This is a genomic window from Bacillus sp. P4_E1, from assembly GCF_056401715.1.
The window spans coordinates 69,820-94,184 of sequence record NZ_JBFUIV010000019.1 but is presented as its reverse complement, the minus strand read 5'-3'; the positions used below and the strand labels follow the sequence as shown (position 1 = coordinate 94,184).

At 35.1% G+C, this 24,365-nt stretch carries 25 protein-coding genes; 21 read left to right on the top strand and 4 right to left on the bottom strand.

Translation table 11 applies throughout. The features are described from left to right. Positions 1–24 precede the first annotated feature (24 nt). Positions 25–264, top strand: coding sequence for a DUF896 domain-containing protein (locus AC1DS7_RS22675; RefSeq protein ID WP_002014431.1), 240 nt, complete (start codon positions 25–27; stop codon positions 262–264). Between the two features lie 40 nt (positions 265–304). On the opposite strand, the gene AC1DS7_RS22670 is transcribed toward AC1DS7_RS22675, so the two are convergent. Continuing rightward, on the bottom strand, positions 305–1,888 hold the full coding sequence (locus AC1DS7_RS22670; protein WP_016100810.1) for a bifunctional metallophosphatase/5'-nucleotidase: 1,584 nt from the start codon (positions 1,886–1,888) through the stop codon (positions 305–307). A 185-nt stretch (positions 1,889–2,073) separates the two neighbouring features. On the opposite strand from AC1DS7_RS22670, the gene AC1DS7_RS22665 reads away from it, so the two are divergent. From AC1DS7_RS22665 to AC1DS7_RS22595, 15 genes are all read left to right on the top strand, one after another. Further along, a complete protein-coding gene (locus tag AC1DS7_RS22665) occupies positions 2,074–3,012 on the top strand; it encodes a phosphate/phosphite/phosphonate ABC transporter substrate-binding protein (protein WP_002137777.1) in 939 nt (312 codons plus the stop codon). Between the two features lie 95 nt (positions 3,013–3,107). Then, the gene (gene phnC, locus AC1DS7_RS22660; protein ID WP_002033479.1) at positions 3,108–3,881 is read left to right on the top strand and encodes a phosphonate ABC transporter ATP-binding protein; all 774 of its coding nucleotides are present in this window, start codon (positions 3,108–3,110) and stop codon (positions 3,879–3,881) included. Next, a complete protein-coding gene (phnE, locus tag AC1DS7_RS22655; RefSeq protein WP_016100812.1) occupies positions 3,878–4,672 on the top strand; it encodes a phosphonate ABC transporter, permease protein PhnE in 795 nt (264 codons plus the stop codon). The genes phnC and phnE (AC1DS7_RS22655) overlap by 4 nt, the downstream gene beginning before the upstream one ends. Further along, on the top strand, positions 4,672–5,475 hold the full coding sequence (gene phnE, locus AC1DS7_RS22650) for a phosphonate ABC transporter, permease protein PhnE (protein ID WP_002033481.1): 804 nt from the start codon (positions 4,672–4,674) through the stop codon (positions 5,473–5,475). The genes phnE (AC1DS7_RS22655) and phnE (AC1DS7_RS22650) overlap by 1 nt, the downstream gene beginning before the upstream one ends. Before the next feature lie 301 nt (positions 5,476–5,776). After that, complete coding sequence (gene tkt, locus AC1DS7_RS22645; protein ID WP_002033482.1) at positions 5,777–7,777, top strand: transketolase; 2,001 nt, start codon at positions 5,777–5,779, stop codon at positions 7,775–7,777. A 156-nt stretch (positions 7,778–7,933) separates the two neighbouring features. Continuing rightward, positions 7,934–8,374: a sporulation inhibitor of replication protein SirA gene (sirA, locus tag AC1DS7_RS22640; protein ID WP_002014415.1), complete on the top strand. Its 441-nt coding sequence runs from the start codon at positions 7,934–7,936 to the stop codon at positions 8,372–8,374. 78 nt (positions 8,375–8,452) lie between these two features. Further along, positions 8,453–8,674, top strand: a complete 222-nt coding sequence (locus AC1DS7_RS22635; protein WP_001132292.1) for a YneF family protein — start codon at positions 8,453–8,455, stop codon at positions 8,672–8,674. A 124-nt stretch (positions 8,675–8,798) separates the two neighbouring features. Further along, positions 8,799–10,550 (top strand): ABC transporter transmembrane domain-containing protein, encoded by a 1,752-nt coding sequence (locus tag AC1DS7_RS22630; protein WP_002033485.1) that lies wholly within the window; start codon positions 8,799–8,801, stop codon positions 10,548–10,550. Further along, positions 10,550–12,313: an ABC transporter ATP-binding protein gene (locus AC1DS7_RS22625; RefSeq protein ID WP_016100813.1), complete on the top strand. Its 1,764-nt coding sequence runs from the start codon at positions 10,550–10,552 to the stop codon at positions 12,311–12,313. Before AC1DS7_RS22630 ends, AC1DS7_RS22625 begins: the two co-directional genes overlap by 1 nt. Before the next feature lie 139 nt (positions 12,314–12,452). Continuing rightward, on the top strand, positions 12,453–13,499 hold the full coding sequence (locus AC1DS7_RS22620) for a GH25 family lysozyme (RefSeq protein ID WP_476999229.1): 1,047 nt from the start codon (positions 12,453–12,455) through the stop codon (positions 13,497–13,499). Between the two features lie 139 nt (positions 13,500–13,638). Further along, positions 13,639–14,673 carry a chromosome segregation protein gene (locus AC1DS7_RS22615; RefSeq protein ID WP_061689957.1) on the top strand — a complete coding sequence of 345 codons (1,035 nt, stop codon included), beginning with the start codon at positions 13,639–13,641 and terminating at the stop codon, positions 14,671–14,673. A 25-nt stretch (positions 14,674–14,698) separates the two neighbouring features. After that, positions 14,699–15,268, top strand: a complete 570-nt coding sequence (locus AC1DS7_RS22610; RefSeq protein ID WP_002033489.1) for a hypothetical protein — start codon at positions 14,699–14,701, stop codon at positions 15,266–15,268. A 218-nt stretch (positions 15,269–15,486) separates the two neighbouring features. Next, entirely contained in the window at positions 15,487–17,214 is a 1,728-nt protein-coding gene (locus AC1DS7_RS22605) for an S-layer homology domain-containing protein (protein WP_061689958.1), read from the top strand. Positions 17,215–17,379: 165 nt separating this feature from the next. Continuing rightward, on the top strand, positions 17,380–17,526 hold the full coding sequence (locus AC1DS7_RS22600; RefSeq protein WP_002033491.1) for a BC1881 family protein: 147 nt from the start codon (positions 17,380–17,382) through the stop codon (positions 17,524–17,526). Between the two features lie 108 nt (positions 17,527–17,634). Further along, positions 17,635–18,390, top strand: a complete 756-nt coding sequence (locus AC1DS7_RS22595) for a sulfite exporter TauE/SafE family protein (protein WP_061689959.1) — start codon at positions 17,635–17,637, stop codon at positions 18,388–18,390. A 309-nt stretch (positions 18,391–18,699) separates the two neighbouring features. Here the strand turns inward: AC1DS7_RS22595 and AC1DS7_RS22590 are convergent, their stop codons facing one another. Continuing rightward, positions 18,700–18,900 (bottom strand): DUF3903 domain-containing protein, encoded by a 201-nt coding sequence (locus tag AC1DS7_RS22590; RefSeq protein WP_002137765.1) that lies wholly within the window; start codon positions 18,898–18,900, stop codon positions 18,700–18,702. Between the two features lie 143 nt (positions 18,901–19,043). Between AC1DS7_RS22590 and AC1DS7_RS22585 the strand changes: the two genes are divergently transcribed. Further along, a complete protein-coding gene (locus AC1DS7_RS22585; protein ID WP_002142750.1) occupies positions 19,044–19,457 on the top strand; it encodes an NUDIX hydrolase in 414 nt (137 codons plus the stop codon). 12 nt (positions 19,458–19,469) lie between these two features. Here AC1DS7_RS22585 and AC1DS7_RS22580 read toward each other — a convergent pair whose 3' ends face one another. Next, positions 19,470–20,147, bottom strand: a complete 678-nt coding sequence (locus AC1DS7_RS22580; RefSeq protein WP_002137763.1) for an LrgB family protein — start codon at positions 20,145–20,147, stop codon at positions 19,470–19,472. Then, positions 20,144–20,509 carry a CidA/LrgA family holin-like protein gene (locus AC1DS7_RS22575; protein ID WP_000872360.1) on the bottom strand — a complete coding sequence of 122 codons (366 nt, stop codon included), beginning with the start codon at positions 20,507–20,509 and terminating at the stop codon, positions 20,144–20,146. Before AC1DS7_RS22575 ends, AC1DS7_RS22580 begins: the two co-directional genes overlap by 4 nt. Before the next feature lie 151 nt (positions 20,510–20,660). Here AC1DS7_RS22575 and alsR point away from each other — a divergent pair, with 151 nt between their 5' ends. The 4 genes from alsR to AC1DS7_RS22555 all read left to right on the top strand — a co-directional run bounded on the left by alsR (position 20,661) and on the right by AC1DS7_RS22555 (position 24,345). Beyond that, entirely contained in the window at positions 20,661–21,569 is a 909-nt protein-coding gene (gene alsR / locus AC1DS7_RS22570; protein ID WP_002033496.1) for an acetoin biosynthesis transcriptional regulator AlsR, read from the top strand. Between the two features lie 254 nt (positions 21,570–21,823). Continuing rightward, positions 21,824–22,399 carry an FtsX-like permease family protein gene (locus AC1DS7_RS22565; RefSeq protein WP_002142748.1) on the top strand — a complete coding sequence of 192 codons (576 nt, stop codon included), beginning with the start codon at positions 21,824–21,826 and terminating at the stop codon, positions 22,397–22,399. A 94-nt stretch (positions 22,400–22,493) separates the two neighbouring features. Further along, the gene (locus AC1DS7_RS22560) at positions 22,494–23,405 is read left to right on the top strand and encodes an ABC transporter ATP-binding protein (protein WP_002014392.1); all 912 of its coding nucleotides are present in this window, start codon (positions 22,494–22,496) and stop codon (positions 23,403–23,405) included. Beyond that, the gene (locus AC1DS7_RS22555) at positions 23,398–24,345 is read left to right on the top strand and encodes an ABC transporter permease (RefSeq protein WP_002128553.1); all 948 of its coding nucleotides are present in this window, start codon (positions 23,398–23,400) and stop codon (positions 24,343–24,345) included. Before AC1DS7_RS22560 ends, AC1DS7_RS22555 begins: the two co-directional genes overlap by 8 nt. The last annotated feature ends 20 nt before the right edge of the window (positions 24,346–24,365 follow it).

Sequence of the window (24,365 nt, the reverse complement as noted above, 5' to 3'; positions counted from 1 at the left end):
TTTTGAGTAGAAGGGGGATTCGAGATGCCAAGTCAAGAACTCATTGAACGCATTAACTTCTTAGCGAAAAAAGCAAAAGCTGAAGGCTTAACTGAAGAAGAACAACGTGAGCGCCAATCGCTTCGTGAACAATATTTAAAAGGATTTCGTCAAAATATGTTAAACGAATTAAAAGGAATTAAAGTCGTTAACGAAGAAGGCACGGACGTTACACCGGCGAAATTAAAAGCTTTAAAAAAGCAGGATAATGCAAAATTAAATTAAAAGATGGGCATAGCCCATCTTTTTTTATTTGTTAAAATTGTTATTTAATAACTTTCCAGTTTTCATTTTTCGTTGCTTCTATCCTTTTATGCTTCAATATATAGTTAGCGATAAGTTCAGACATATCTGTTGGTATGTCTTTTACTACTGGTTTATTTTGAAACATAAAGAAGTTCCCGCCACCGCTTGCACGATAATTATTCATAACAACGTCATATTCTTCATTCATATTAAGAGGAGTGCCTTTATACTGCAAAGACTCTACTCTCTCTCCAATTGGTTTTGAAATGTTTAATACATACGAAATCCCTTCCCACATATCGTAATTATAGTGTTGTGGTTTTGGTTCTATATAGGTAGGGTTTACGATGATGGTTCCATCTGCTTTTAATGTGAAATAAGAAGCAGAGAGTTCGAGAGCATCTTTTATATCCGCTCCGGTTATTCTAATTACTTTTAATGTATTTGGATAAATATAATTAGAAACGATGTCACGCATTGTTACATGTTTCGGGAAACCTGGAGATGTATTATGAAACAAACTTGTACAAGAAATTGAAACATTAGCTATATCCATCTGTATTTTATTTATGAATTCAATAAAAGGATGGTCTTGCAAACGTGTTTGCATAGCATCGGAAATTTGCATATCCCCATAAATTATTCCAATAGGTTTATCAAGCCAATTTTGTGTTTTCTCTTCATAATTGGCAACCAAGGAAAGAACATCTTGGTCTGCCGCAATTCCTTGTACGGGCAATAACTCTGAATAACTCTCTTTTTTTACCCATTTTTGTTCTGCTTTTTCGAATGTTACTGTTACTTTTCCAACTGAGTGTCCATTGCATCCGGTCTGTAAAATTGTTACACCATTAATCACGGTGTGAGCGATTTCTCGGTGTTGGTGGCCTGTTAGTAAAATATCTATGCCTTCAATTTCATGGCACATTGCATATCCTTGGTTTTCACCTGTTAAAACTTCAGTCGGTACTCCGGTTTGTAAATCACGTTCAAATCCCCCGTGATAGGCTACGACTAGTAAATCTGGTTTTTCATGTTTACGGATGTAAGAAACCCATTTTTTTGTTGTTTCAAATGCATCTTCAAATTGTAAATCTTTAATATGATGTGCTTGTTCCCAATGGGGGATGTAATGCGTTGTCACCCCTAAAATAGCAATTTTTATATTTGATTCAATATGTTTTATTATATATGGTTTCCCGAAATAAGGTTCTTTTCTGTTTTTATCTAAAATGTTTGCTGATAGATAAGAAGAATTTGCAGTAGCCACAGCATTATTTAATATATCCATTCCGTAATTAAATTCATGATTTCCGATAATTGCAATGTCATACTCTAAGTAGTTGGCTAATAAGGACATTGGGTTTTCCATATCTTTTTCGTATGTAGCGTAATGATAAGTAAATGGTGTTCCTTGAATGAAGTCCCCGTTATCAATCAGAAGAACGTTTGCATTTTGAGAACGTTCTTTTTTTATGAGAGTAGAAATTTTAGCTAAACCAATTTCTGCTTTGGAGTTATCTTGGTAGTGAATTGGATACACAGTACCATGTACATCGCTTGTTAATAAAATATTTAAAGTTACAATTTGATTTTGATTCAACGCCATTCACCTTTTCTATAGTTATCTTTCAATTAATCATATCAAATATATGAAAAGAATTTTAATGTGAATGTATAGAATGTGTAAAGATTCCGTAAATAAGCAATTATTTGTAAAAATATGTGATATATTTCTTCATGTTTATGGAAGGTTATTTTATAACAACGAAAAATGGAGGCATTAACATGTTGAAAAAAGTTTTTGCAATGAGCACAACAGTTGTACTAGCAGCGGGATTATTAAGTGGATGTGGAACGAAGGAATCAAGTGCAAGTAAAAATGAAGATACGAAAAAAGGTTATGTACCGAAGACACTAAATGTTCAATTTGTTCCTTCTCAAAATGCAGATACGTTAGAGGCGAAGGCAAAACCATTGGAAAAGCTATTAAGTGATAAATTAAACATTCCGGTAAAAGTTAGTATTTCAACGAATTACAATACAATTGTAGAAGCGATGGCATCTAAGCAAGTAGATGTAGGCTTTTTACCTCCAACAGCGTATGTGTTAGCGCATGAGAAAAAGGCTGCAAACGTAATTTTACAGGCGCAACGTTTTGGGGTAGATGATGAAACTGGAGCTCCGACAAAGGATTTAGTAGATGTTTATAAATCAGAGTTTGTTGTTAAGAAAGATTCTAATATTAATAGTGTAAAAGATTTAAAAGGTAAAAAAATTGGCTATCAAGATGTAACATCATCAGCGGGTTATGTATGGCCTGCGGCTGTATTGTTAAAAGAGGGAATCGATCCGCTAAAGGATGTGAAACCTGTTACATTAAAAGGTCATGATCAGTCACTTATTGCTCTTTTAAATGGTGATGTAGATGCAGCTGTTGTATTCCAAGATGCTCGCAATATTGTAAAAAAAGATTATCCGAATATATTCGATCAAACGAAAATAGTAAAATTTACGGAGAAAATTCCAAACGATACGATTTCTGTACGTTCTGATTTAGATGCAGAGTGGAGCAAGAAATTACAGGATGCTTTCATTGAAATAGGAAAGAATGAGGAAGGGCACAAAATCATTAAAGAAGTATACTCACATGAAGGATACGTTAAATCTGATGATAGTAAATTTGATATCGTTCGTGAATATGGAAAGAAAGTGAAAACGCAATAATACATATGGAAATGGCGACTAACTGGAAAGTGTGTGATTTCAGTTAGTTTGCCGTTTTTCAGTTATTGATAATACATAGAAGGTAGGTAAGATGTGTGATAGAGTTTCGAAATGTTTCCAAAGTGTATCCGAATGGTACAAAAGGATTGAATAATATAAACTTGAAAATTCAAAAAGGTGAGTTTGTTGTAATGGTCGGGCTATCCGGTGCTGGAAAATCAACACTTCTCAGATCGGTAAATCGCCTTCATGAAATCACAGAAGGAGAAATCATTATTGAAGGGGAGTCTATTACTGCTGCAAAAGGAAAAGGATTACGACGCATGCGCCGAGATATTGGTATGATTTTTCAAAGCTTTAACCTTGTGAAGCGATCAACGGTACTGAAGAATGTATTAGCTGGGCGGGTTGGATATCATTCTACATTGCGTACAACGTTAGGTCTGTTTCCGAAAGAGGACGTGGAGCTTGCATTCCAGGCGCTGAATAGAGTGAATATCTCAGAAAAAGCATATGCACGAGCTGATGAATTATCAGGGGGACAACAGCAACGTGTATCAATTGCTAGAGCATTGGCACAAGAAGCGAAAATCATATTGGCAGATGAGCCTGTTGCTTCGTTAGATCCTCTGACAACAAAGCAAGTAATGGATGATTTGAAGAAAATTAATGAAGATTTTGGAATTACGACAATTGTAAACTTACATTCTATTGATTTAGCGAGGCAATATGCTACTCGTATTATTGGATTACATGCTGGTGAAATTGTTTTTGATGGATTAGTAGAAGAGGCAACGGATGAAAAATTCGCTGAAATTTATGGGGACGTAGCTCAGAAAAGCGCATTATTAGAGGTGGCAGCTAAATGAATGAAGTGACGATATATTCGAAATCGATACCGAAGCCGCCGAGTAAATTGAAACATATGTTAACGGTTATTTTAGTTATTTTACTGTTGTGGGGTAGTAGTGTACAGGTCGACGCATCATTTTCAAAACTAGTAGTTGGTTTTCCAAATATGATGGATTTATTGAAGGAAATGGTGCCACCAGATTGGAGTTATTTTCAAATTATTACAACAGCAATGTTAGATACAATACGTATGGCGATTATTGGAACGACTTTAGGGGCGATTTTAGCCATTCCACTTGCACTATTTGCGGCAAGTAATGTATTTACTAGTGTATTTTTGTACAGTCCAGCTCGATTGATTTTAAATTTTATACGAACAATACCAGATTTATTATTAGCGGCTATTTTTGTAGCGATTTTTGGAATAGGACCACTTCCAGGTATTTTGGCTCTTACTTGTTTCTCCGTTGGACTCGTAGCGAAATTATTGTATGAGTCAATTGAATCAATTGATCCAGGTCCATTAGAAGCGATGACAGCTGTAGGAGCGAATAAGGTGCAATGGATAGTTTATGGGGTCATTCCGCAAGTGAAAGCGCACTTCGTCTCCTATGTACTTTATACATTTGAGGTGAATGTACGTGCAGCAGCTGTTCTAGGTTTAGTAGGAGCAGGTGGGATTGGATTATATTATGATCGTACACTTGGATTTTTACAATATCAACAAACTGCTTCTATTATTATTTATACCCTTGTTGTTGTATTGCTAATTGATTATATAAGTACAGTGTTGCAGGGGAAATTATAATGAGTAAAACGACGATAATCGTACCAAAACCGAAGAAACCGAGTATATATCGCTGGATTATTTTTATAGCACTTACAGTTGTATATGTATGGGCCTTTTCAGGAGTCCCGTTAGAGGGAATAAAGAATACGGCGGGAGAAATTACAAAAGCAATTATGACAGGCGTATTGAACCCAGATTGGTCGTATGTATCTTTGCCAGATGGTGAAGATTTATTACACGGTTTAATTGATACGTTGGCAATTGCGATATTAGGTACATTTATTTCTGCTTTTTTATCTGTTCCATTTGCTTTTTGGGCGGCAACGAATATGAGTAGTGGAAAATTAACTTCAGGAACTGGGAAATTTGTACTTAGTTTTGTTCGTACATTTCCTGAATTAGTTATGGCTCTTTTATTTATAAAAGCTGTTGGTCCAGGCTCTTTTGCCGGAGTTCTAGCTTTAGGGTTACACTCTATCGGAATGTTGGGGAAACTATATTCGGAAGGAATTGAAAATATAGATAAGGGACCGACGGAAGCGTTAATAGCAACGGGTGCAAATCGGTTTCAAATACTTTGGTATGCCGTATTACCACAAGTGTTACCGGATTTTCTATCGTATACGTTATACAGGTTTGAAATTAATGTACGATCCGCTGCGATTTTAGGTGTTATTGGAGCAGGTGGTATTGGTACGCCATTAATTTTTGCACTTAGTTCACGTAATTGGTCTCGTGTGGGAATTATTTTATTAGGTATCATTTTAATGGTAATTATAATTGATTTTATTTCAAGTTCTATTCGTAAGCGGATTATTTAATTTGTTTTAAAAGCATCTAATTCAGATGCTTTTTTGTATTTTTAAAGGTTATCAAAAAGGAGATATATCAGAAATTAGTATATTTGTATAAATATACAGATAATTATATTTATTTTTAAAATAAAAACAATTAAAAAGTATGTCATATTGAATGCCCATACATTCCCTAAATCACTGTGTTTTTTATGAAAAATCAAAAAAACATCAACATATTTGTCGATACATGTTGTATAATCTTGCGTGGGAAGCTATCATATAAATGTATAAAACGTTTACTAACATACGCGAAGGGAAGAATAGCATGTCACATTCAATCGAACAACTTTCTATCAACACGATTCGCACATTATCCATTGATGCGATTGAAAAAGCAAACTCTGGTCACCCAGGAATGCCAATGGGTGCAGCACCAATGGCTTATACATTATGGACTCAATTTATGAAACACAATCCAAATAACCCAACGTGGTTTAACCGCGATCGTTTCGTATTATCTGCAGGTCATGGCTCAATGTTACTATACAGTCTACTTCATCTATCTGGTTATGACTTAACAATGGATGATTTAAAGAACTTCCGTCAATGGGGAAGCAAAACTCCAGGACATCCTGAGTATGGTCACACAGCAGGTGTAGACTCAACAACTGGTCCACTTGGACAAGGTATTGCAACTGCTGTAGGTATGGCAATGGCTGAAAGACATTTAGCGGCTAAATACAACCGTGATGCGTATAATGTAGTAGATCATCATACATACGCTATTTGTGGTGATGGAGATTTAATGGAAGGCGTTTCTGCTGAAGCATCTTCATTAGCTGCTCATTTACAATTAGGTCGTCTTGTTGTACTTTACGATTCAAACGATATTTCATTAGATGGCGATTTAAATCGTTCATTCTCTGAAAGTGTAGAAGATCGTTACAAAGCATACGGATGGCAAGTAATCCGTGTTGAGGATGGAAATGATATTGAAGCAATCGCAAAAGCAATTGAAGAAGCGAAAGCTGACGAAAAACGCCCAACGCTAATTGAAGTAAGAACGACAATTGGTTTCGGTTCTCCAAACAAATCAGGAAAATCAGCTTCACATGGTTCTCCACTTGGTGTAGACGAAACAAAATTAACGAAAGAAGCATACGCTTGGACTGCTGAACAAGACTTCCATGTAGCAGAAGAAGTATATGACAACTTCCGTAAAACAGTACAAGATGTTGGTGAAACGACGCAAGCTGCGTGGAACACGATGCTCGGTGAATATGCACAAGCATATCCAGAATTAGCAAACGAACTGCAAGCAGCAATGAACGGTCTTCTTCCAGAAGGTTGGGAACAAAGCTTACCAACTTATGAATTAGGATCAAAAGCAGCAACACGTAATTCTTCAGGTGCTGTAATTAATGCAATTGCAGAGTCTGTACCATCATTCTTCGGTGGATCTGCTGACCTTGCTGGTTCTAACAAAACATACATGAATAACGAAAAAGACTTTACAAGAGCTGATTACAGCGGAAAAAACATTTGGTACGGTGTACGTGAGTTCGCAATGGGTGCAGCAATGAACGGTATCGCACTTCATGGCGGTTTAAAAACTTACGGTGGTACGTTCTTCGTATTCTCTGACTACTTACGTCCAGCAATTCGTCTTGCAGCATTAATGCAATTGCCTGTAACGTATGTATTTACACATGACAGTATTGCTGTTGGTGAAGATGGTCCAACACATGAACCAGTTGAGCAATTAGCAGCGCTTCGTGCAATGCCAAATGTATCTGTTATTCGTCCAGCAGACGGTAACGAATCAGTTGCAGCTTGGAGACTAGCTCTAGAATCTACAAAAACACCAACTGCATTAGTGTTAACTCGTCAAGATCTTCCAACATTAGAAGGTGCAAAAGACGATACTTATGAAAAAGTAGCAAAAGGTGCATATGTAGTTTCTGCAAGCAAGAAAGAAACTGCTGATGTAATCTTAATTGCAACTGGATCTGAAGTAAGCTTAGCAATCGAAGCGCAAAAAGCTCTAGCAGCAGACGGCGTTGATGCAGCTGTTGTTAGCATGCCATCTATGGATCGCTTCGAAGCTCAAACTGCTGAGTACAAAGAATCTGTACTACCAAAAGCAGTAACGAAACGTTTCGCAATTGAAATGGGTGCTACATTCGGATGGCACCGTTACGTAGGCCTTGATGGAGATGTACTAGGTATCGACACATTCGGTGCTTCTGCTCCTGGTGAGAAGATTATGGAAGAGTATGGATTTACTGTAGAGAACGTTGTTCGTAAAGTAAAAGAAATGCTTTAATGATTTTAGAAAAATCTCTCCAGCATGGGGAGATTTTTCTATGTAATTGAGTTTTTTCGACAGGAAAAGTTTTTTCTCTCTCCGTAGTCAGACAATCATTGCAAATCTTCTCTTATATAATGTAGGGAAAAGGTTGTCCAGATCGGGAGGGGAAAAATGAAAACGTATGAATTGTATTTAATTCAAGAGGATATTGCGAAAGCTTACTTTGGTCGTGAATATTTGTTTTTTGATTTATTTGCTCGATTTTCAGAATCTGGGTTCCTTTCGGAGAAGAAAGTATTATATAAACAAATGACGTATATTACGATGCCGTTACAAGTAATGAAAATTCATCATAAATTAGAACAAGCTTTGCGTGTTCTTGGTAAATATGAAAGAACAAATCATACTCATACGCTTTATACAGGAGCCGAATACGGAGAAATAATGGTGAAACCACAATATATTCGAATAAATACTTCTGGAAATGTATCCATGGAAACAACTTTCTTTGAGGTGCTTAGAAAGTGTGAGTTAACATTTTTAGCGATGGATTATGAAAATAAAAAGTACGGTTGGTTAAATCCTCTCAAACAAGTACGAACATATGTGTAAAAAATGTCGAATAGTATCTTGTCTTATTGAAAAGGTTTTAGTACACTGTAAGGTAGACAACATGAAGGAGGAAAAGATATGCCAATGTGGTTAGGTATTCTAGTGGGCGTAGTAGCACTAGTAGCAGGCGTGGCGTTAGGATTTTTCATTGCCCGCAAATACATGATGAATTACTTACAAAAAAATCCACCAATTAACGAACAAATGTTAAAAATGATGATGATGCAAATGGGACAAAAACCTTCCCAAAAGAAAATCAATCAAATGATGAGCGCGATGAACAAGCAACAAACAAAATAAGCGCAAAAGGGCACTCTTACCGAGTGCCCTTTTCTTTTGGTTATAAAACATATTTAAAACTTTTAAATATTCTGTATTTTTGTTACACTGAAAACATCGCTCATTTTAAGGGAGGAGGATAAATATGAAAGTGTTTTTTAATTTAGCTTGGTTTTTTAAGCAAGAAAAACGAGCGTACATAATCGGAATTATTATGTTATTTGGTGTCGCGCTTCTTGAACTTGTAGCGCCAAGAGTACTAGGGATTGTAGTAGATGAAATTAATAGTGGAACATTAACGTCTGAAAAATTGTTGAACTGGGTTATTCTATTAGTAGTTGTAGGAATTATGATGTATATATTACGTTATTTATGGCGTATTATGATTTTTGGATCTTCTTTAAAACTAGCTCGTCAACTGCGAAAGAATCTATATGAACATTTTACTAAGATGAGCCCATCCTTTTATCAATCACGTCGCACAGGCGATTTGATGGCACATGCGACAAATGATATTCAGGCGATTCAGCAAACTGCGGGGGCAGGTGTTTTAACACTCGTTGATTCATTAGCTGTTGGAGGATGTGTACTCGTAGCGATGGGATTTACAATTAGTTGGAAGTTAACGTTATTAAGTTTAATTCCGATGCCAATTGTAGCTATTTCTACAAATTATTATGGAACTTTATTGCATAGAAGATTTCATAAGGCACAGCAATCGTTTTCTGAAATCAATGATAAAGTACAAGAAAGTATGAGTGGGATGAAGGTAATTCGCTCACTTGGACAAGAGAAAGAGGATTTACAAGCGTTTCGGAAAAAATCTGAAGATGTCGTACATAAAAATATGCTAGTTGCACGTATTGACTCGTTATTCGATCCAACGATTTCCCTAATTGTCGGATTTTCATTTTTGATCGCAATTTGTTACGGATCATTATTAGTCGTACGAGGTGAATTAACTGTAGGGGAATTAGTAACATTTACAACGTACTTAGGGACACTTGTATGGCCAATGTTAGCTTTTGGATGGCTATTTAATATTATGGAGCGTGGACGTGCTTCGTATGATCGTGTGGAGAAAATATTTTCACAAACTTCAGATGTAGTGAATAAGGAAAATGCTATACATGCTATAGCAAGTGGTGATGTTTCGTTTGCTGTTGATTCGTTTTCTTATAAAAAGAATGAACTATTAAACTTAAAAGATATTTACTTTAACTTAAGAAAAGGTGAAACGTTAGGAGTTGTAGGGCGTACCGGTGCAGGGAAGACGACGTTATTAAAATGTTTAATTCGAGAGTATGATCATTTTAATGGTGAATTAAAAGTTGGGGAGCGGGATATTCGAGATTTAACACTTCACGGTGTGCGTTCTGCAATTTCATATGTACCGCAAGATCACTTTTTATTTTCAGCGAGTATTGGGGAGAACATTGCTTTTGGAAAGGCCGATGCTACATATAAAGAAATTAGCCGAGCTGCTGATATTGCTTGTATTCATAATGATATATTTCAATTTCCAGAAGGGTATGACACTGTAGTAGGTGAAAGGGGCGTTTCACTATCAGGAGGTCAAAAACAGAGAATCTCTATTGCGCGTGCATTATTAACAAATGCTGAAATTTTAATATTAGATGATTGTTTATCAGCCGTAGATGCAAAAACAGAAGAAACTATTTTAACTGCATTGAAACGAGAAAGGGCAGAGAAAACGACGATTATTACTGCCCATCGTTTAAGTGCTATTCAGCATGCAAATCTTATTCTTGTTATTGATGAAGGTAGGGTTATGCAGCGAGGGACACATGAGCAATTAATGAAAGAAAATGGTTGGTATAAAGAAATGTACGAAAGCCAGCAGTTAGAGGCATTAGTAGAGAAAGGAGGCGTATGATGGCTGAGAAAAAACGGAGTGATTTAAGAAGGTTGCTTTCTTATATGAGGCCCTATAAAGGGTTATTGGCGTTAGCATTTTTATTTCTAGTTGGTGCAACTGTAACTGAAATGATGGGTCCTTTTTTAATTAAGCAATTTCTTGATGAACACTTAGTGCCAGGTAACTTTGAACAATCAGCACTTGTAACCCTATTTGTAGTGTATATTATTGCTCATTTATTAAAAGTATTATTTACTTATTTAGACTTATTGTACTTTCAAAATATCGCTTTTAAGATTGTCCAAGATATGCGAGTTGAAGTGTATGAACATGTTCAAAAATTGTCATTAAGCTTCTTTGATCGTACGCCGATTGGTACGCTCGTATCTCGCATAACGAATGATACAGAAGCGATTAAGGATTTTTATGTTAGTGTACTATCAACATTCGTGAAAAATGTAGTCTTTTTAGTAGGGATTTTAGTAGCGATGTTTTTATTAGATGTAAAATTAGCGCTATTTTCGCTCATATTAATTCCGGTAATGTTTGCAATTATGGTGTTGTATCAACGGAAAAGTGCAGCTTTTTATTTAGAGGTACGTAATCAGCTGAGTATATTAAATGCAAAGTTAAATGAGTCCATTCAAGGTATGAATATTGTTCAGGTGTTCCGGCAAGAAAAGCGGATGAGAAAAGAATTTGAAGAAGTGAACAATAAACATTTTAGTGCTGGACGTCGTACATTGAAATTAGATGCATTACTTTTACGTCCAGCAACAGATCTTGTTCATATTGTAGCAATTGCGTTAGTACTTGGTTTATTCGGAATCGATGCTTTAAAGAGTCCTGTTGAAGTAGGGGTTTTATATGCTTTCGTTAACTATATTCATCGTTTCTTCCAGCCGGTAAATGAGATGATGATGAAACTATCTTTCTTCCAGCAAGCGCTTGTTTCATCATCGCGTGTATTTCATTTAATGGATGATAAAGATTTAGCTCCTGTTCAAATGGGGAGTGAACAGCCACGAGTAGCTAACGGGGAAATTCAGTTTAAAGATGTTACTTTTTCATATGATGGAAAGCGTGATGTTTTAAAAAATGTATCTTTTCACGTAAAGCCAGGGCAAACGGTTGCTTTCGTAGGGCATACTGGTAGCGGAAAGAGTACGATTATGAATTTATTAATGAGATTTTACAATATTAAATCAGGAAATATTGTAATAGACGGAGTAGATTTAGAGAAGTTCGAAGAACAAGAAATTCGAAAGAAAATTGGTCTTGTGCTGCAAGATGCATTTTTATTTGCTGGAAATGTAAAGCAAAATATTCGTATGTATAATGAAGAGATTACGGATGAAGAGATAGAGGAAGCGGCAAAGTTTGTGCAAGCGAATACGTTTATTGAAAAATTACCAGAGCAGTATGATACAGAAGTTGTCGAAAGAGGAGCTGCATTTTCTAGTGGTCAAAGGCAATTAATTGCTTTTGCTAGAACGATAGCAACCAATCCGAAAGTATTAGTGTTAGATGAAGCGACGGCAAATATTGATACAGAAACAGAAGAGGCTATCCAAACGGCATTGCAGCAAATGCGAAAAGGTAGAACAACGATAGCGATAGCGCACAGATTGTCTACAATCCAAGATGCGGATCAAATATTTGTTATGCATGAAGGGGAAATTGTAGAAAGTGGAACACATCAAGAGTTACTTAGTAAACAAGGACTTTACTATAATATGTACTTGCTACAAAATAAAGGGAGTTTGCAAAAGGCCTTGTAGAATTACAAGGCCTTTTTTCTATTCTCTCAGATATTAAAATGTAATAAAATCTTCGAAATATGTGAGAGGTTTGTCGTGTCCTTTAACTAGAGTTGTACATATTGTATATAGAATAACAAAATTTGATAGGAGCTTTTATATGCAAAATAGATCCAGTTCAAATATTACGTTTATTGATGTGTCTCATTGGGAAGGAAATATTAATTGGAATGCTGTGAAGTCATCTGGCATTCCAGCGGCGTACGCAAAAGCGACGGAAGGTGTGAACTATATTGACCCCACTTTCGTTCAAAATGTACAAGCTGCGAGAAATGCGAATGTATTAATTGGTGCATATCATTTTGCTCATCCAGAACAAAATGATGCAATTTCAGAAGCGAAATATTTTGTGAGTATATTACAGAGTAATCAGACGGACTTAATTCCTGTTTTAGATTTAGAATCGCCAACGGATACTAGCAATAGTAGTTTAACGGGTGCGACTATATCGAATTGGGCAAGAAGTTTCGTAAATTATGTGAAACAAGCTACTGGGAAAGATGTAATGTTATATACAGGAATTTGGTATATTAATGAATTTGGAATTAACGGGTTAAGTGACATTCCACTTTGGATTTCCAAATATTCTAGTATACCGCCTGCTGATGCTGGTGGATGGACAGAGTGGACAGCATGGCAGTACACAGATTCTGGGCAAATTTCAGGTGTAGGAAATTGTGACGTATCAGCAGCTGTTTCATTAGAAGCTTTACAAGGAAATGGAGCAAGTGGTGGAGGGAATGTTTCCACGCCTAATAATGCGACTCCAGTATACGGAGTTGCTGTAATTAATGGAGATAATGTGAATTTACGAAGTGGACCATCTTTACAGTCTAGTGTAATTCGCCAATTGAATCGTGGCGAATCATATGAAGTTTGGGGAGAACAAAATGGATGGCTCTGCTTAGGGACAAATCAGTGGGTATATAATGATTCAAGTTATATTCAGTATAAACATTATGTAGCAACTATTACTGGCGATAATGTGAATCTGCGAGATGCTCCATCATTAAACGGGAATGTTATAAGACAGTTACATCATGGTGAATCATATCGAGTATGGAGTAAGCAAGATGGATGGCTTTGCTTAGGGACAAATCAATGGGTATACTATGATTCAAGTTATATTCAGTATGGTGTACAATAAAGTGAATCTAAAAGGTATCTCGACTGAGGTGCCTTTTATGAAAAATATATAATTTTTACAAAGTATATATTGGTAACATAGTATAATGTAATTGATATATGTTTAAAAATAATCGGAAATGAAATAAAGGAGTAATAATATGGAGTATGTGCTAATAGGTGGGATTTTAATATTATTAGCTGTAGTGTTTGTACTGTTTTATAAAAATAAACAGTTAGAATCAGAGAGTCAGCAAGTAGAGTTTGAAAAGAAACAAGCGATTGAAACGTATGAAAATGAGATTGCAGCTACGATTACAGGGCATAAAGAACAACAGGATACTTTAAAGAATATGGAACAGAAAAAATATAATGATTTACAAGTGAATACAGCTAGAGAACTTGAAAATATGCGTATGATGAAAAATCAATTGGCTGTTCAACATAGTAAAGAACGTAGTGAAATGCAAGATAAGCATAGTAGTGAAATACATATGTTTCAAAATTTAATTGCGGATTTACGAGAATATACCAAAAATGGTGCTGAAGTGAATGCGCATGAAATATTACATTATATGAAGCGAGGTTTCGTTGAGCAAGGAATAATACTAGAAGAAGAGTTTCATATTATACCGAACGTTTTTATGATAAGCAATAAATATAGAGATAAACGTGACATAAATGATAATCGAATTCATCACCTTATCTTATGTAAAACTGGTATTTATCTACTTGTGACGAAAGAATGGACAGGGAAATTAATCCATGGCTTAACGAAAGAAAATGCGGGTATATATTCATTTATGATTGAGGAAATTGGTAAGTATCAACATGAAATTGAAAAAGAAGAGACATTTGAATTTATTACGGATGGAACTTCATTAACTTTGCAAGTAAGAAATGAAGGGAATCCAGCGTATAAAGCGAAAATTCTATCTCAAACTTTATATAATTGTTTGGAAGAAATGCAAGTAGATATTGTAAAGGAAAAAGTAAAACCAATTGTATATTTTGAAAATGAGAGTGGAAAAGAAGTTATTGATCTTTCTAATGAAGAATTGCCGAGATTTAAAAATAGAGAGCAAATTGTAATGTTTTTCAGAAATGAAGTTTTAACAAGTAAAGTAATATATACAGCACGAGAACTACAAAAGATTAGAGATATGATTGGCAAGATGAATTATGTTGTGAAGTGAAAAATAAAGTAGGGGTGTTGAATGAATGGAGAAAGGTAAAAGCTCTATATTGTGGGGAATGTTGTACATTTATATTTGTTTGCATATATTAATGTACATTGCGTTTATTTTCGTTATTGATATGGTTCATGTGTCATTGAGTGTAATGAGTATTTTGGTGGTAGTAATGCCTTTTATTTTATTAGTTATTATTCAAAAGTCTATCTTACATGTTTCGGCAAGACGTGATAAAGGTAAGAAACAACTGTTCACTATAATGATGGTAGGTCTCATTCCATTGCTAGTATGCACCGTACAATTAAGTATAAATAAATACACTTCAAATTTTAATCAGGATCGGTGGTTAAATTATGAAGAAAAACGAGTACATATGGTAGATGACCTATTACAGGAGCATAAATTGATAGGGAAATCAAACGAGGAAATTACAAAATTGTTAGGGGCCCCTACGAAAACAAGCAGTTTGGAAACGGGAATTACTACACTATACTATCTTGGGAATGAACGTGGTTTCATTCCTATAGATAGTGAATGTCTTGTTTTGCAATTTGATAAAGATGGTAAAGTTGTGAAATATGAGATGCAAAGAGATTAATGAGATTTAAAGAGAAGCTATATATTATAGCTTCTTTTCTATATTCCAATATAGAAAAAATAGGCAAATAGTAGTCATTCCTATCTATACGAATGAGATAGAGTTTGTTATATTGTAAAGGGTTATTTAGTTTAGAAGTCTGCTAGATAGCCTTAAATATTTTAGATTAGGGAGGGAAGTTAACACGAATTAAGATATAAACGTGTTAAATAATTAGTATGAAAAAAGAATTTTATAATGTTTTAGCTGCATCAATTGTATTTAGTATGGTAACGATTCCAAGTTTTTCCTATGCAGACACAGTAGAAAAGACCGTAACAATTTCAACAGACGAGCAAGCATTAAAAAGTATTGAAAGCCATATGAAAGATGAAGATGGACGTGGAGAGAGCAAAGGAATAACAAATGAAGTACAAGGAGATTTTTTTGTACATATAATAGGTTCAGCATCTTTATTTGATTCTGCTGAGTTACAAAAAGCGACAGGTGTTCAGCTTTCTAATCAAGTAGTGAAAGCCGAAAAACAAAAAGGAAACGCTTACTATATACAAACAGAATCTGGAACTGGGTGGATACAAAGTAGTGAAGGAAATGTAGAGGTTAAGGAAGTTTATCACTTGGCAAACGAAAAGTTAGTAATTAATGAAGAGACAGCTACATATTCCGCACCATTTAATTCATATAAAGACGAGAAAGTGTTACAACCGCAAACAATTATTGCAATTGGACAAGTTGGAGAGTGGTTCCAAGTTCAAATAGATAATGAGGTGAAATGGATTTATTCACCTTCAGCAAAATTTGAGGGTACAAAAGCATCTCTTATTCAAAGCACAACTCCAACTCGTACGAAACGTGCAGCGGTTATGTATACTGCACCAATAGAAGAGAAAACAGCGGATATTTACGGTGTACCATTAAAGGAAATGATTGTACCAACAGGTAATGAAAATATTCGTCCAGGTTATGCGATGAAACCAAAATACATTACAATTCATGAGACAGATAATTATAGTGTTGGAGCAAATGCTAGAAACCATGCACAATATTTATACAGTCAAGCAACAGGAACGACTGACCGTTCAGCATCTTGGCATTTTACAGTAGATGATAAAGAAATTTATCAACATCTACCATTAAATGAAAATGGTTGGCATGCTGGAGATGGATCAGAAGGAACCGGTAACAGAGAATCAATTGCAATTGAAATTGCTGTCAATCAAGATGGTGATTATAATAAAGCTGTGGAAAATGCTCGCAAACTAGCAGCCTATTTAATGGGGGAATTAAATATTCCTTTAGAAAATGTGAAAAAACATCAATTTTGGAGCGGAAAGAATTGTCCGGCCATTATGATAAGGAATAATGCGTGGGAGCCATTTTTACAGGGAACGAAAGCTTATTATGATGCGAATCATAAAGATGATATAACTGGCGGTTGGTATGAAGCAGATATTCGTGAATTAGATAAAAGAGGTATTATGGTTGGAGACGGTAAGGGTTCTTACTGGCCAGAACGTCTTGTAACACGTGGTGAATTTGCGAATTTAGTTTCAAGATCATTGCAATTACCAGAGGGGAAATCGAATTTCAAAGATTTAAGCACAGCTCATCCATCGCTAGTAGATGGTATTAATCGTGCAGCTAGTGCTGGGATTATAAGTGGACGAGGAAATGATATATTTGCTCCGAATGATACGATTAAACGTGATGAAGCTGTCATTATGATTGATCGTGCATTGCAATACAAAAATATTAAAGGTAATTTAGTTCCATTACCATTTACGGATCAAAATTTAGCGTATGATAAACAGGCGGTTCAACGTGTTTATGGGTTAGGTATCGTAAAAGGGAATGAGAATAATGAGTTTATGCCAAAAGGTTCTGCAACACGTGGGGAATCGGCAGCATTTATTAATAGAATGTTAAAAGTAATAGAGAGTAAATAATGGAAAGGCATTCGCTTTGGCGAGTGCTTTTTATTTTTCAATATGTTATAGAAAGGGGATGTGAATTTTGGCTGGAATAAGGAATGAAAGTGGAGGTGATGCATATATTTAGATGCATTGGGTAGTTTTTTGTAATTTCGTATAAAATGAAAAGGAGGTAGGGCGGTGAAATCAATACCGACTGATGTCCTGAGTAAGGAATTGATGGAAAGAGAAGGGGTTATATCTATTACAGTGATGGAATTTGAAAAGATAGAAGTGGCCGGAGTAGTTGTTTCTGGTCCAGCTGTTATTTTGATTAATCAAGAGTAAGTACATATTATTAATATAGAAAAGTAGAAAGAGCATCCATTTAGGATGCTTTTTGTTTGTATAGAGGTGCGCATGTGATAGATAATTGGAATATTGGAGGGGGAATATGTGGCAATTATTATAACAATGCTATTAATGGGAGTTTTATTAGGGTTTGTCGGAGCAGGAGGAGCTGGATTTATCATCGCGATACTCACTGTAGTATTCCATATCCCTATTCACGTTGCTCTTGCAACATCTCTAACTGCCATGGCATTTACGACATTATCTGGGGTAGTAAGTCATTATAGAGAAGGGAATGTTGTATTTGTAATAGGCGGAATTGTTGGGGGATTTGGAGCGATTGGTTCCTTTATTGGTTCGAAGTTTGGTTCGCTAATACCAGCGAATCTTCTACATTGGTTTACAGCGGGAATGTTATTTTTATCTGCAATTTTTATGTTTATTCGGTTGATTATGTTTCAAAAAAGATCACAGTCGTCTTTAAAAGGGCATAAAGAACTTTCGAAAGATAACGTGATTAAATGTATATTCCTCGGATTGGTGACTGGAATTTTAGCAGGTGCATTTGGTATTGGCTCAGCACCTTTTATCCAACTCGGATTAATGGTTCTATTAGGTTTAACAATCCGTCAATCTGTAGGGACGACAATGCTCGTTATATTACCAATCGCAATTGGAGGTGGGTTTGGATATAGTTCGGAAGGGTATTTAGATTATGTATTATTAGTACAAGTTTTAATCGGGACAATGTTAGGAGCATATATAGGAGCTAAGTTTACAAATTATGCACCTCGCATGCTTCTAAGGTTTTCGATGATTATGACACCAATATTAGCTGGATGTATGTTGTTAGTAGAGTAAAGAAAACTATTAATATATTTTACGAATGAATTATATAAGTAATTCATATTTCTCATATAAAAGGATTTGCTTTAATATAATGAGTATAAAGTTCGAGTATTCGAAGTATTACTTGAATTATATCCCTATCCCTTTTCTAAAAATGCGAACAAGTTTTGCCCTATTCTATTCAATAGTTTATTGTATAGAAATATATTGTTCGATGACCATTATGGAACGCACATAATGGGTAAATCCCGATCCTTAAAGAGGATGCCCCTAATCTTCATGTGAAAATATGATCGGATAAGAAAGCTGGCCAATTTATGGTCAGCTTTCTTTTTGTTCAATGAGTAAGTCTTCTTTAATTTCTGTTTGCAGTAATAAAGTTTTTCCGAAGCGACGTTTACATTCAGCTCGTACTTTTTGAATGGCTAGTAGCTGAGAAGTAGCAGGCACTGTGACAATGGCTTGCCGAGGTTTTCGGTTTTCTTCACAAAAAACACATTCCACAACATATTTAGAAATCATAATTTCATCCTTCCGGTTTGAATTTCTAAGAAGGGACTGCTCATGAAGTTGATGTAAACTTTCGGCATCTTTTTACTTATTTCCTCTTTTTTTTCAAAGGGGAAATAAAAAAGAAGGTGAATTTTAGTAGGGGAGGGATGTATATGGAGAGATGGATAGGTACGGCAGCTATTTGTATGAATGAAAGAAATGAAATTTTAATGGTATTGCAAGGAAAAGAAGGGGAAGAAAAAAGGTGGTCTGTCCCAAGTGGAGGACTTGAAAAGGGAGAAACACTAGAAGAATGTTGTATCAGGGAAGTTTGGGAGGAAACAGGCTACAATGTGGAGGTTGTAAATAAAATATACGAAAAAGAAGGTATTACATACGGGATTCCGGTGTATGTTCATTATTACTTTGTTAAAAAAATAGGCGGTAATATGAAAATCCAAGATCCGGATGAGTTAATACATGAGATTGATTGGAAAGGGATACATGAAGTTGGAAAATTATCGTTAGCTTTTCCGGAGGATTACGAGCTAATATACCGATATATAAATAAAAAAGCAAGTGTGTAAATACTTGCTTTTTTAGTGTATCCAAGATAAGAAAAGTGGAACGATAACTAAACTAGCTCCAGCTGTTAAAAGCATTGATAAACTTGCAATTGTACCTTCTACAGGACCGATTTCAAATGCTTTTGATGTTCCGGTCCCATTCGCGCTAGTACCTAGCATTATACCTTTTGCGAGTGCTGTTTTAATACGGCATATGCGTATGAGTGTAGGGCCGAATAACGCTCCAGTTAAGGCAGTTAATACAACGAAAACTGCTGTTAATTGTGACATGCCGCCAATCATTTCTGAAATAGCCATTGCAATAGGTGTTGTTACAATGTGCGGTGCTAAACTTTGTTCTATTGTAGAGTCAATTTGAAAAAAATTAGCTAGTAGTGCGGAAGTAATAACAGATAGAAAAGAACCGACAATGACATTAATTAAAATAGCAGTGCCGTGTTTTTTTAATAGATCAAAATGTTTATAGATTGGCCATGCGAAAGCAACTGTTGCAGGTTTTAATAATTCTGTTAGCCAATGACTACCAGATTCGTAGGTTTCGTATGGTGTATCTAATCCAAGTAATAAAGCGATTAAAATGATTGGGCATACAAGAAGGGGAGAAAGCAAACTCCAATTCCAGCGTTGATACATTTTTTTAGATACCCAATATGTGAATAGTGTTAATAGTAAACAAAGAAAGCCGATCATTGTGTTGATCCTTTCCGCTTTAATAGCAATTCTGTTAAAAGTCCTGTTACGAGAGTGACACAAAGTGTACTAATCACGATAATTAAAATGAGATCGATTCCATACTGTGATAATGTATCTTTGTAACGAATGACAGCGACTGCAGAAGGGATGAAAAATAAAATAAGTTCTTTTAATAAAAAGTCTGCACCGTCTTGTATCCATTCTTTTTTCACTATATTAAATTTTAATGAGATTAACAATAAAAAAATACCGATTATACTTCCTGGAACTGGGAGGTGTGCCTGTTTTGCAATCCATTCACCTGTCCAAGCGAAACAAAATAATAATAAAATTTGTCCGCTTAACTTCCACCATTTCATACAGTAACCACCTCTTTGTTTTTTACATAAAAATTGTAAAAAAGAATTAACAATTTCTACTATACGTTCATTCGAAATATTTGTCTAATATATAAATTATATGTTATTAATATATTAGATGTATTAATCGAAAGTGAAAAGGGTGTCCAAAATGGAATTACGGCATTTGCAATATTTTGTTGTAGTGGCAGAGGAATTACACTTTGGACGAGCAGCTGCTCGTTTACAAATGACACAACCACCGCTTAGTCAACAAATTCAGCAATTAGAAAAAGAAATGGGAGTTATGTTATTTTCAAGAACGAAGAGAAAGGTTGAATTAACAGAAGCAGGAGAAATGTTTTTAAAAGAAGTAAAAAAAGCGTTTGAACAAATTGAAAAAGCAGTAGAAGTTGCACAAAGTGCTCAAAGGGGAGAAGTTGGATCACTTTCAATTGGTTTTGTAGGTGCGGCGATATATGATATTTTACCATCAATCGTCAGAGAGTATAGAAAGAAATTTCCGAGAGTTTCTGTAGCATTACATGAATTGTCCACACCGGATCAGGTGCATGCACTTCATGATAATCGAATTGATATTGGATTTTTACGTCCGCCAATTCCAACGCAATTACTTGAGTTAGAACCAATTCAAAAACTTTCATGTACGTTATGTTTACCGAAGGCACATCCTCTTGCTGAAAAGGACGAAATACATATCGAAGATTTAAGGGATGAACCGTTCGTATTTATTACGAGACCAGTATGGCCAGCGTTATATGATACAATTTTATCGCTTTGCCGTGATGTAGGTTTTAGTCCGCACATTGTACAAGAAGCAACGGAGTATCAAACTGTTATGGGGCTTGTAGCGGCAGGTATTGGAATTACGGTAATACCTGTATCCGCAAATAAATTGTATAAAACAGAAGTTGTATATAAAGAGTTATGTGATTCTAATTTTGTTGCAGAAATGTCAGTGGCTTATAAAAAAATGAATAACAATCCAGAGTTGTTAGAGTTTTTGAAAATTGCAAGAGAGAAAAAAAGGATTGAAGTGGAAGATGCGAAGGCTGAATAGTTGATGAAGTTACAAGGTAGTCATGATAATTAAGTTATATAAAGATTCACCTCGTTAAACAAAAAACGGAAATGTAACTAAAGTGCATTTCCGTTTTTTGTTTTTTTGTTCAATGCTAAAGAGGTAAATATGCTTGGTTTCTAGGACTAAAGGCTTAGTAAAGATTCCGATTGAAGTGCGATGTTTAAAATGTCATATTCTTATACACTAGTAGTATAGAATGCGTATGTTATGAAGTAAGGTAGGGGGAAATTATGTCTTTATTTCGGTTAGCGAGAAAAAATATACAAATATTTGCTACCAAAAGGTTAAAACAATTTATGTGGATTGCTATGAATACAATGATTTGTTTTTTTATGATATCATTCCGATTTAATGAAGCTGTAATAAGTAAAGCGGAATATACACCTATGTTTGTAAAGTGGTTTTATGCTATGTTTCTATTTATAGTTTTTGTGTGTATTTTCGTTACATATAAAATGACAACCTCTCTTTTACAGGTAAGAAGAGAGGAGTTTAAATCGTATGAAGTAGTGAAGATGACAAGAAAAGAAATGTTATGTTTATTATGTCAGGAGCAATTATTAACTTACGGAGGAGCTTTTGTTTTCGGATTAATTCATGGTATGTTATTTTTGAAATTATTTATTATTATTTTTATGAAAGCAGTAGGAATCCAAGGGATAACCAATGCACCGATTACGATGTATGCGGTAGTGATAACAGCAGTTGTTATGATAACCGTCATTATAATATCAATGTGGCAATGTTGTAGGTTTACACAAAGGTTAAAGGGTGAAAAGTCATATGAAACGAGGAGAAAGGCATGAGAAATCATGGCTTTTTCTTCATTTTACACATGTTATTAATCATGATACAGTGGGAAGAACTGAAAAAAAGAGTTAAGAAGAAAGGTTGTATGGAATGATAAATGAGCAAGCGATCGTAAAAGTTGATCGATTAACAAAGCGAATTGGTTCAAAGACGTTAGTAGAAAATATTAGTTTTGAAGTGAAAAAAGGTGAAGTAGTTGGCTTATTAGGACCAAATGGTGCTGGAAAAACGACATTAATGCGAATGATGGTCGGAATGATCCGTATGACAGAAGGGGAAGTATGGATTGATGGTCAATCTGTAAAACAGCAATTTGAAAAAACTGCTGCGAAAATTGGTGCTGTAATTGAGACACCAGAATTTTATCCTTTCTTAAGCGGCTATGAAAATTTAACATATTTCGGACGAATGAATGGGAATGTGACTGAAGAGCGTATCGATGAAGTAGTGCAATTGTTAGGAATGGGACAAGTAATTGACCGTAAAGTAAAAGCATATTCACTCGGTATGAGACAGCGTTTAGGAATTGCTCAGGCACTTATACATAATCCAGATGTATTAATACTAGACGAACCGACGAACGGATTAGATCCTAGTGGTATACATGAAATGCGGATGTACATAAAGAAAATTGCGCATGAACAAGGAAAAGCTGTCCTTGTTTCTAGTCACTTACTCTCAGAAGTTGAATTAATGTGTGACAGGGTTATTATTATTCAGCATGGAGAATATGTCGCAACACAAAATATTCAAAGTGATAAAAAGGAAGAAACAGAAGAAATACATATACGTGTAGATGATGCGAATAAAGCGGCAGAGGTTTTAGAATACGATGTTTTAGTAAAAGAAAACGAATTAATTATAAACGTGAAAGATGAAGAAGTTCCAAATATTCTTCGTACATTGATGGAGAAAAACATTCAAGTTTATCGTGTATATGAAGAAAGAAAAACGCTAGAAGAGCAGTTTTTAGAATTAACAGGAGGAAAAGATATTGTTTAATTTAGTTTATAACGAGCTGTATAAAATATTTAAGCGAAAGCGAACGATTATTCCTTTTGCAGTTATTGCGGTATTAATTATTGGATTAGGATGGGTTACGGTAAAATATTTAGAGCCAGAAACAAAAGGGTGGAAAGCGGATTATACAGAACGCACTGTAGAAATTGAGAAAAAGCTCGGCATGAAAAAAGAGGATATTTTAACAGAAAAGTCAGGAGACGAGCTTGTAAAGGAATACCAGCTTAAAATGAAGCATTTAGATACAAATACAGCGCCAGCAAGTAGTTCTCCGCTTTCATTTATGAGAGATACAGGTTTTATCGTATTTCCAATTTTACTTCCGTTTATTCTCGTATATGCGAGTACGATTTTTGCGAATGAATATAGCTGGGGAACATATAAATTTTTAACAATTCGTCCAGCGAGCCGATTTAAAATTTTAACATCTAAGTTTTTGGCAATCGTTATATTTGCGGCATTATTATTTATATTTAATATGATTTTTTCCGTATTATGCGGGTTGATTATTTATAAATTCCAACAACCAGCTTGGGCTGAATTTGTCGTTCAAAATGGAAATATAATAAAACAAAATATTTTCGTAGAAGCAAGTAAATATTATATTTTATCTTGGTTACCAACTCTTGTGTATGCTGCATTTGCCTTTATGATTTCCGTTTTAACGAGATCGAGCGGAGGTGCAATCGGGATTTCTTTATTTCTTGCATTATCAGGGGGAATAGCGCTAATTCCGGCAGCAAGATATGAATGGGCGAAATATTTATTACCAGCGAATACAGATTTATATGGGCTTTTAAAGGGTGGAAGCTTTATTGATGGAGTAACATTCCCATTTGCTTCTTGTATGCTTCTTCTATACTTAGCTGTATTTTTAGGGGTTTCCTATACTGTATTTATAAAACGAGATTTAACAGCATAAGCAAAAGCCGTTAAGGGTAA